6 protein-coding genes are annotated in these 6,130 nt (G+C 72.0%); 3 read left to right on the forward strand and 3 right to left on the reverse strand.

Features of this window, described 5'->3' with window-relative positions; translation table 11 throughout:
* The first annotated feature begins 42 nt into the window (after positions 1–42).
* Entirely contained in the window at positions 43–741 is a 699-nt protein-coding gene (locus AC07FA_RS31620) for an MBL fold metallo-hydrolase (RefSeq protein ID WP_479079764.1), read from the forward strand.
* Positions 742–812: 71 nt separating this feature from the next.
* On the opposite strand, the gene AC07FA_RS31625 is transcribed toward AC07FA_RS31620, so the two are convergent.
* Positions 813–1,850, reverse strand: a complete 1,038-nt coding sequence (locus tag AC07FA_RS31625) for an NUDIX hydrolase (protein WP_479079765.1) — start codon at positions 1,848–1,850, stop codon at positions 813–815.
* Between the two features lie 219 nt (positions 1,851–2,069).
* Between AC07FA_RS31625 and AC07FA_RS31630 the strand changes: the two genes are divergently transcribed.
* A complete protein-coding gene (locus AC07FA_RS31630) occupies positions 2,070–2,246 on the forward strand; it encodes a hypothetical protein (protein WP_479079766.1) in 177 nt (58 codons plus the stop codon).
* A gap of 94 nt (positions 2,247–2,340) precedes the next feature.
* On the opposite strand, the gene AC07FA_RS31635 is transcribed toward AC07FA_RS31630, so the two are convergent.
* On the reverse strand, positions 2,341–3,315 hold the full coding sequence (locus AC07FA_RS31635; RefSeq protein WP_479079767.1) for an ROK family protein: 975 nt from the start codon (positions 3,313–3,315) through the stop codon (positions 2,341–2,343).
* A 183-nt stretch (positions 3,316–3,498) separates the two neighbouring features.
* On the opposite strand from AC07FA_RS31635, the gene AC07FA_RS31640 reads away from it, so the two are divergent.
* Positions 3,499–4,527 (forward strand): LacI family DNA-binding transcriptional regulator, encoded by a 1,029-nt coding sequence (locus AC07FA_RS31640; RefSeq protein ID WP_479079768.1) that lies wholly within the window; start codon positions 3,499–3,501, stop codon positions 4,525–4,527.
* A gap of 47 nt (positions 4,528–4,574) precedes the next feature.
* On the opposite strand, the gene AC07FA_RS31645 is transcribed toward AC07FA_RS31640, so the two are convergent.
* A complete protein-coding gene (locus tag AC07FA_RS31645; RefSeq protein WP_479079769.1) occupies positions 4,575–5,873 on the reverse strand; it encodes a DUF6986 family protein in 1,299 nt (432 codons plus the stop codon).
* Positions 5,874–6,130 lie beyond the last annotated feature (257 nt).

Raw genomic sequence — 6,130 nt, forward strand, 5'->3', positions numbered from 1 at the left:
AATTCTGTGCGGCGGACGTGCGCCGGTGCGTACGTTCGCCGCATGGAACTCGTCGAGGTGCTCCCTCAGCTGCACATGTTCCGTTTCCGGATCGGCCAGGCGTATCTCTGGCGGGACGGCGCGGACCTGACCCTGATCGACGCGGGCGACCTCGATGCGGCGCCCGCCATCGAGGACGCGGTACGCGGGCTCGGCCTGGACCCGGCGGGGATCAGCCGGATCGTCATCACCCACGGCCACCGCGACCACTACGGTGCCGCTCAGGAACTCGCGGACCGGTACGGCGCCGACATCCTGGCCCACGGCCTCGACGCCCCGGCGATCCGGGGCGTCGAGCCGGTGCCCGATCCCGTAATCCTCGACTGGGAACAGCCGTTGTACGAGAACAGCCTGACCGTCCCGGACGCTCCCCCCACCCGGGTCGACCACGAGCTGTCGGACGGCGACGAGCTGCCGTTCGCCGGCGGCGCCCGGGTCGTCCACTCCCCCGGCCACACCCCCGGCTCCATCGGTATCCACCTGCCGCGCCACGACGTGCTGTTCACCGGCGACTGCGTGGCCGGGGTGGACCAGGCGATGCTGGGCGTTTTCAACATCGACCGTGCGCAGGCCCAGGCCTCGTTCCGGCGGCTGGCCGCGCTGGCCCCGGCCACCGCCTGTTTCGGCCATGGCGACCCTCTCACCACCGACGCGGCGGCGATCCTGCGCGCAGCCGCCGACCGCGACTCGGCCGACGGCTGAAGGACTGAAGGAAGGACTGAACGACTGATGGGTGGCGGGCTGACGGGCTGACCGAAGCCGCGCGGCGCCCGTCAGCCCACCGGCACCCCGGCCTCCAGATTGAGCACCGTCGACCGCTCGCGGGCCCGCAGCGCCCACCGCAGCCGTTCGTAGCGCGTGGGCGGCAGCATCGACGCCGCCTCCTCCTCGGTAACGAACCGCCAGCCGCGCAACTCCTCGCCGGGCAGCACCAGTTGGTCGGCGACCTCACGGCGCAGCAGTCCGCCGTCGAAGAGGAAGCGCAGCCCGCCGTAGCCGGGTGGCCGGGGCGCCTCCCAGTCGACGAGCAGGAGCTTCGGCACGGTGTCGAGACGCAGCCCTATCTCCTCGGCGACCTCCCGGATCCCGGCCTCCGCCGGCGCCTCGCCCGCCTCCACGACGCCGCCGGGGAACTCCCAGCCCTGCTTGTACGTCGGGTCGACGAGCAGGACCCGGTCCTGTTCGTCGAAGAGCAGGACCCCGGCGGCGACCGTCTCCGCGGTGGGTTCCGGCGTCTGGACGATCCCGCACCCCTTCGCGGTCCCGGTGCGTATGGCTTCGGCTATGCGCTCGGCCGTCTCGTACGGAGTGAGGGTGCTGGTGTCGATCGTGTGGGCGTCGGCGGTGATCCAGTCGAGGGCCGCCCGGTAGGGCTCGATGTGCTCCAGGGCCCACCCACGGGCTCGTTCGCCGGACTCGACGTCGTCGGTGGCATCCTCCCGGCCGGCGATACGCGCACGCAGGATCGTTTCCTCAGGTGAGAGCAGCACATGACACACGGGAATCCGCCGGGCGGCGAGTCCTCCGAAGATCTCGTCGCGGTACTCCTGCCGCAACAACGTCATCGGTACGACGAGCACCCCGGGGAGTTCGGCGAGCAGCGCCGCTGCCGTGTCCACCACCAGACGCCGCCAGATCGGCAGGTCCTGGAAGTCGGTCACCTCGGCGAGCTTCTTCTGCGGCAGCAGGTGGCGCAGCCCCTCACCGGTCAGCTCGGGGTCGTACAAGGTGCTGTTCGGGATCAGATCGATCAGTCCGCACGCGGCGCTCGTCTTGCCCGCACCGAACGCACCGTTGATCCAGACGATCACGGTTCCCCCTCTTCCGTAGCCCCCTGTGGCTTGCCCGCAACACCCTGCCGCGGAAACCCCGCTGTGGCGACGCCGTTGCGGCGACATGGCCGACGGGCACTCGGAGGGCGTCCCACTGTACGAGTCCTCCGACCGCGGGTCCCGGTGGGAACGGCCGTAACGAGAAGCGCCGGACGTCGTTGGAGCCATCATCGACAGGGACGACAAGGGGGGCGCGCCATGCGCCGGACAGTGCTTGAGCAGTTTCCCGCAGGCGGGCCACGGGGCAGCTGGCCCGCGGAGGAGTTCGCCGCGGCCCGGCGCGGGGAAGGCATGGCGGTCGAAGTGGTGATGGACCTGGAGCAGGACGCCTTCCTGGTGATCGTGCCGCAGCAGGGGACGGACCGGGGCCGCTGACCGGCCCCGGCGCCCCGCCGGGAGAGACCGGAAACAGCCCAGGGGGTGCCCGGCCTGACGAACCGGGCACCCCCTGGAAGAGCGTTCCCGGCCGCTACCGAACGGCTGCGGCCGGGGCTCCCGTCGCCCGTACCCCCTTCGCCCCCGACGCCCAGGCGGCGGCGGCCGCGCCCACCAGGCCCGCGTCGGTGCCCATCACCGCGGGCGCCACCGTGAGCTGCCGGACGAAGGAGAGCGTGGCGTAGTCACGCAGGAATCGCCGCAGCGGCGCGAAAAGAACCTCTCCGGCTCCCGCCACTCCCCCGCCGATCACCGCGATGTCGATCTCGGCCAGCGTCGCGGTGGCGGCGATTCCGGCGGCCAGCGCCTGCGCGGCCCGCTCGTACGAGGCGATGGCCACCGGGTCCCCCGCACGGGCGGAGGCGGCCACGGCGGCGGCGGTGGCGTCGCCGTCCGGGCCGGGGAGCCAGCCGCCGTCGAGGGCACGGCGCGCGATGTTCGGACCGCTGGCGATGCGCTCGACGCAGCCTCGCGCCCCGCACGGGCAGGCATCGCCGTCGAGGTCCACGCAGATGTGACCGATGTGCCCGGCGTTCCCCGTGGGACCCGGGTGCAGTTTCCCGCCGAGCACCAGACCACCGCCGACCCCGGTGGAGACGACCAGGCAGAGCGCGTTGTCGTAGCCCCGGGCGGCGCCGAGCCAGTGCTCGGCCGCCGTCATCGCGACGCCGTCGCCGACCAGCACGACGGGCAGCCCGCCCGTCGACGAGGCGACCCGGTCCACGAGGGGGAAGCCACGCCAGCCGGGGACGTTGACCGGGCTCACCGTGCCGGCTGACGCGTCCACCGGGCCCGCGCTGCCGATCCCGACGGCGCCTGCCCGCTCCCACAGCGAGGACGCCCTCAGTTCGGACAGGACGTCACCGACCGCACCCATCACCGTCTCGGCGCCGTCACGGGCGGGCGTGGGACGCTGCGCCCGTACGAGGAGGGCGCCGCCGCCGTCCACCAACGCGCCGGCGATCTTGGTGCCGCCGATGTCGAGCGCGGCGACGAGGTCGGTATGCATCGGTGTGGGCTCTCCGGATGGTGAGGGGGCGGGACCTGCGAATTCAGCCAATGGTCTGCACAGTCTCCATTCAGCTGACAACGTTGTCCAGGGCCTATGCTCGACGCCACAGCCTCCGGCCCTCCATGGCACCGCCCGCATGGGCCGCCGGACCACCCGTACCCGACGACAGGACAGCGCACCGTGGCCGAGACCGCCCGTCATTCCGAGAACCGCTACGGCAACCGGCCGACCATGAAAGATGTGGCAGCCCGCGCCGGAGTGGGCCTCAAGACGGTCTCCCGGGTGGTGAACAGCGAGGCCGGCGTCACGCCCGACACCGAACGCCGTGTCCAGGAGGCGATCGACGCCCTGGGCTTCCGCCGCAACGACAGTGCCCGTGTCCTGCGCAAGGGCCGTACCGCCTCCATCGGGCTGGTCCTGGAGGACCTGGCCGACCCGTTCTACGGACCGTTGAGCCGTGCCGTCGAAGAGGTCGCCCGGGCCCATGGCGCGCTCCTGATCAACGGTTCGAGCGCCGAGGACCCCGACCGCGAGCAGGAGTTGGTCCTCGCCCTGTGCGCCCGCCGGGTGGACGGCCTGATCGTGATCCCGGCCGGCGACGACCACCGCTATCTGGAGCCCGAGATAAAGGCGGGCATCGCCACCGTCTTCGTGGACCGCCCGGCCGGACGGATCGACGCCGACATGGTCCTCTCCGACAGTTTCGGCGGCGCACGCGAAGGGGTCGCCCATCTGATCGCGCACGGCCACCGCAGGATCGGCTTCATCGGCGACCAGCCGCGCATCCACACGGCGACCGAGCGACTGCGCGGCTACCACGCGGCCATGACCGACGCCGGGATCGCCGTGGAGGACACCTGGGTCTCCCTCGGATCGACCGAACCCGCCCGGGTCAGGGAGGCGGCCGAGACGATGCTGAGCGGCCCCGAACCGGTCACCGCCCTCTTCGCGGGCAACAACCGTGTGACGGTGACGGCGGTACGCGTCCTGGCGGACCGTGAACGGCCCGTCGCCCTGGTCGGCTTCGACGACATCGAGCTGGCCGACCTGCTCGGCATCACCGTCATCTCCCAGGACGCCGCCGCGGTCGGCCGCACGGCCGCCGAGCACCTCTTCCGCCGCCTCGACGGGGCCGACCACGCCCCGGCCCGCGTCGAACTCCCCACCACACTCGTCCCCCGCGGCTCGGGCGAACTCCCGCCCGCCTGACGACCGGTTCGCGGACCGGGCGCCGGGCCGACGGGAGCCGTGGACCGCTACGGCGCCGTGACCGTCAGGTCGCCGCGACGGGGTGAGGCGAAGGCGTCGAGGTCGGCGCGGGTCAGACCGGTGAGGCGGGCGACCTCGGCGGTGTCGAGCGCTCCGCAGTCGATGCCGCGCAGCAGATAGCCGCTGAGGGCCTTGGCCGTGGCGGGTTCGTCCATGACATCGCCGCCGGCCTTGGCCACATAGGCGGCGAGGCGGGCGGCCGCCTGCTCCAGCCCCTCGCGGTAGAAGGTGTAGACGGCCGCGTAACGGGTCGGCAGGTGGCCGGGGTGCATGTCCCAGCCCTGGTAGTAGGCGCGGGCCAGGGCGCGGCGGGTGAGCCCGTAGTGGAGACGCCAGGCCTCGTGGACCTGGCGGGTGGGGCCGACCGGCAGCACGTTCGTGGAGCCGTCGGACACCCGTACGCCGGTTCCCGCGGCGGCGACCTGCATGACGGCCTTCGCGTGGTCGGCGGCCGGGTGGTCGCTCGCCTGGTACGCGGCACTGACACCTACGCAGGCGCTGTAGTCGAAGGTGCCGTAGTGCAGGCCGGTCGCGCGGCCCCGCGCGGCGTCGATCATGCGGGCGACGGCGGCGGTCCCGTCGGCGGCGAGAATCGACTGACTGGTCTCGATCTGGATCTCGAAGCCGAGCCGCCCCGAGGGCAGTCCGTGCGCGGTCTCGAAGGCTTCGAGCAGCTGGACGAAGGCCGTGACCTGCTCCGGGTACGTCACCTTCGGCAGCGTCAGGACGAGTCCCTCGGGCAGACCTCCGGCCTCCATCAGCCCGGTGAGGAACACATCGGTCGTACGGATGCCCCGGTCGCGCACGGCGGCTTCCATGCACTTCATCCGGATGCCCATGTAGGGGGCGGCCGTCCCGTTCGCGTACGCCTCGGAGATCAGCCGGGCGGCGCGGGCGGCGGCCTCGTCCTCCTCGGCGTCGGGGCGGGGGCCGTAGCCGTCCTCGAAGTCGATGCGCAGGTCCTCGATCGGCTCGCGCTCCAGCTTGGCGCGTACGCGGTCGTGGACGGGGCCCGCGAGTGCGGCCGGGATGCCGAGCACCTCGGCCAGCGTCCCGGCGTCGGGGGCGTGCTCGTCGAGGGCCTTCAGCGCCTGGTCGCCCCAGGAACGGATGGTGTCCGGGGTGAAGGCGTCTCCGGGGACGTAGACGGTGTGGACGGGCTGGCGAGTTCCGGGGTCTCCCGGGTAGCGGCGGGCGAGTTCCGCGTCCACCGGCGTCAGGGAGGCACTGATGCTCTCGCTGACGGCACCGGCGAGGCTCGTTGCCACCTTCTCCTGCTGACCCATTCCCACACCCTCCAGACACTCACTGTTTCCGCTTCCCGGAATCAGTAATCCACATAGCGAAGTTAGTAGGCGGTCGCGACCTGCGTCAATGGTTGCCCGAAAGCGGCCGGGGCCGCGCGGTGAGATCACCACGCGGCCCCGGTCCTCAGGAACTTCCCCTGCTCAGCCCTTGCGGGTGTGTACTTCTTCGGTGAGTTGGGGGACGACGGTGAAGAGGTCTCCGACGATGCCGTAGTCGACGAGGTCGAAGATGGGGG

The sequence above is a fragment of the Streptomyces sp. NPDC045968 genome (assembly GCF_056430475.1).

Coding starts and splice junctions, on each gene's coding strand:
- AC07FA_RS31620 (WP_479079764.1), top strand. CDS start 43: ATGGAACTCGTCGAGGTGCTCCCTCAGCTGCACATGTTCCGTTTCCGG.
- AC07FA_RS31630 (WP_479079766.1), top strand. CDS start 2,070: ATGCGCCGGACAGTGCTTGAGCAGTTTCCCGCAGGCGGGCCACGGGGC.
- AC07FA_RS31635 (WP_479079767.1), bottom strand. CDS start 3,315: ATGCATACCGACCTCGTCGCCGCGCTCGACATCGGCGGCACCAAGATC.
- AC07FA_RS31645 (WP_479079769.1), bottom strand. CDS start 5,873: ATGGGTCAGCAGGAGAAGGTGGCAACGAGCCTCGCCGGTGCCGTCAGC.